A 2,126-nucleotide genomic window follows, 5' to 3' on the forward strand; every position below is an offset into this window, starting at 1 on the left:
AAAGATTCTTCAAACGTTAAACGCTCTCTCCCTTTCAGGGAGAGTAGGCAATACGTGATGCCCAGCACCCCGCAAGACCAAAACCTACAACCTTAGCTGCTGTCCCTGCAAAGTAAGCGACTTTTTTACCGGAAGTTCACCCCTAATATTCATCTAAGATTTTCAAAAATAAATACTTATACAAAAAACATGTAGTCACTAATTTATCATTCGCATCTTGCAGCTTTCCGCACAGTCTTACGCGTTTTAATAGGTACTTCAACTTTTTTGAGTGTTTTAGGTAATGTTAGGCCTATGCTTTCCAAGAGTTGTTTCTCACGATTGACTGGTGTTGGAATGTAGGTTTGAGCTTCTCTACCCATTATGTGTAGCTCTTGAGTACACAATTTAGACAATAGTCTTATTCCTTCTTCGACTTTAAGATTGATTTTTTCCCAGTGCTTAGCCAGGTGTCTAACGATCAAATAAGATAACATCACTGTGAAAACATGCCCATATGTACTTTTCTCACGTCGTACGTATACTGGTCTTAATTCAAGATGGGTTGTTTTTTCAGTTCGAAATGCCCATTCAACCAATGCTAAATCCTTGTACCTATCATGAATCGCTTGAGCGTTCATTTTACCAGTGCCAAGGTCTGTTTTTATTGCATAACACCCATCCAGTTTTGCATCCTCTTCCATTGCCTCTGAATTCAAAAAGAGTGCGAGCAATCGTTCATTTCGCGTAACTGTTAGCCAACTAAGGCATTTGTATCGTTTTATCTTGTTAGAAACCCTATTTAATGCCTTTTCCGGATCAGCTTTAGAATGATTTTTGAGATACTCATTTTCTTCATCTATCGCATTCTTGATTCGTTCCAATTTTTCTTCACGGATTCGCTGCATCTCCCTTGCTCGCACTGGGTTTTTACGTAATATATAACGAGTGTTACTCTCTGCAATTTCACAGATTGTTATGTCAAATAGCTCCATCTTAAACAAGCCATCCGCTAATAGTTTTTTAATCTGAGGCTTGGTAATAGAAGTAATATAGTGAAACCCTTGCTTTTGAAGTGTGTCAATTTGTCCCTTTTTAATCATTCCCTTATCACCGACAAAAGTTACATCAGTGCAACCAAAACGTTGAGCAATTTTCTTTACTTGTTCAGACACCGTTGCCGGATCTTGCGTGTTGCCTTTAAATACCTGCGTGGATAATGGGTTCCCCTCCTCATCACAGAGAAGACCTATTACAATTTGTTTTTTGCCCTTTTTTTTATCTCTGTTATACCCAAATTCCGCTAGCTCATTATGAGTTCCTTCCAGATAGGAGCTGGTGACATCGTATAAAAAAATACTAGGTTTGCGGCCATCTGCATAGCGTTTCTGAAAAAGATCATCTTCAATCTTTGTTTGGTTATCTGCTAACCATGCCAAATTTTCATAGAGATCGTTCTCATCAAAGCCACGCTTTAGTTTTAACACAGAACTCACATCACACTCTTTAGATGCGAGTCGCACAGAAGAAAGTCTAGAACCTTGACCGATGATGCGAGCCATCACTTGCCATAGAGCTAATTTTCCTTGAAAACTCGAACCGAGAGCTGAAGAAATCCCTAATTCTTCAGAAACATGTTTTATTGTTAATAGATCACCAATGGATTTACCCTGAATAATTTGGAACCCTGGAAGTTGGGCCATCTGAAGAACAGCCAAGTCGTTTTTATGCTTTAAAGCCATCTCAATTGCATCGATCACGTCATCCGGCAAGTGTTTTAGGTTTGCTAAAGTCCGATTCTTTACTTTTCCATTTTCGCGATATGATTCTCGCAATAATACAGACCGGTATACCTTTCCTGAGGCGATTTTGGAATAATGCTTTGCTATATACATGACTACATTTTAAATGTTAAAGATTATATGTCAATCATTTTTTGCATTATTTTACAAGACTACAAAAAAAATCAAAAAAATAGGCTTACAGAAAGCTCTCAAATATATTTACATTATTTTCTGGGGTGAACTTCCGTTAAAGGTGGATACTTTGGACTCTCATCATAAATTTCATTAAGAGGCTTACACTTCAGCTCTTTATCCCCTAAATAAGCACGCACCCTCCCTTCAATTTTTCGTACTTCTATTTTT

At 38.0% G+C, this 2,126-nt stretch carries 1 protein-coding gene; it reads right to left on the bottom strand.

The features are described from left to right. Nucleotides 1-206: 206 nt before the first annotated feature. Nucleotides 207-1,721, bottom strand: coding sequence for an IS1634 family transposase (locus tag KC460_05190; GenBank protein MCA9770736.1), 1,515 nt, complete (start codon nucleotides 1,719-1,721; stop codon nucleotides 207-209). Nucleotides 1,722-2,126 lie beyond the last annotated feature (405 nt).

This window comes from Candidatus Dependentiae bacterium (assembly GCA_020431705.1).
Lineage (GTDB): Bacteria > Babelota > Babeliae > Babelales > Vermiphilaceae > JAGQHQ01.

Excerpts from the sequence above, each read along its gene's own strand:
- KC460_05190 (MCA9770736.1), bottom strand. The coding sequence starts at position 1,721 with ATGGCTTTAAAGCATAAAAACGACTTGGCTGTTCTTCAGATGGCCCAA.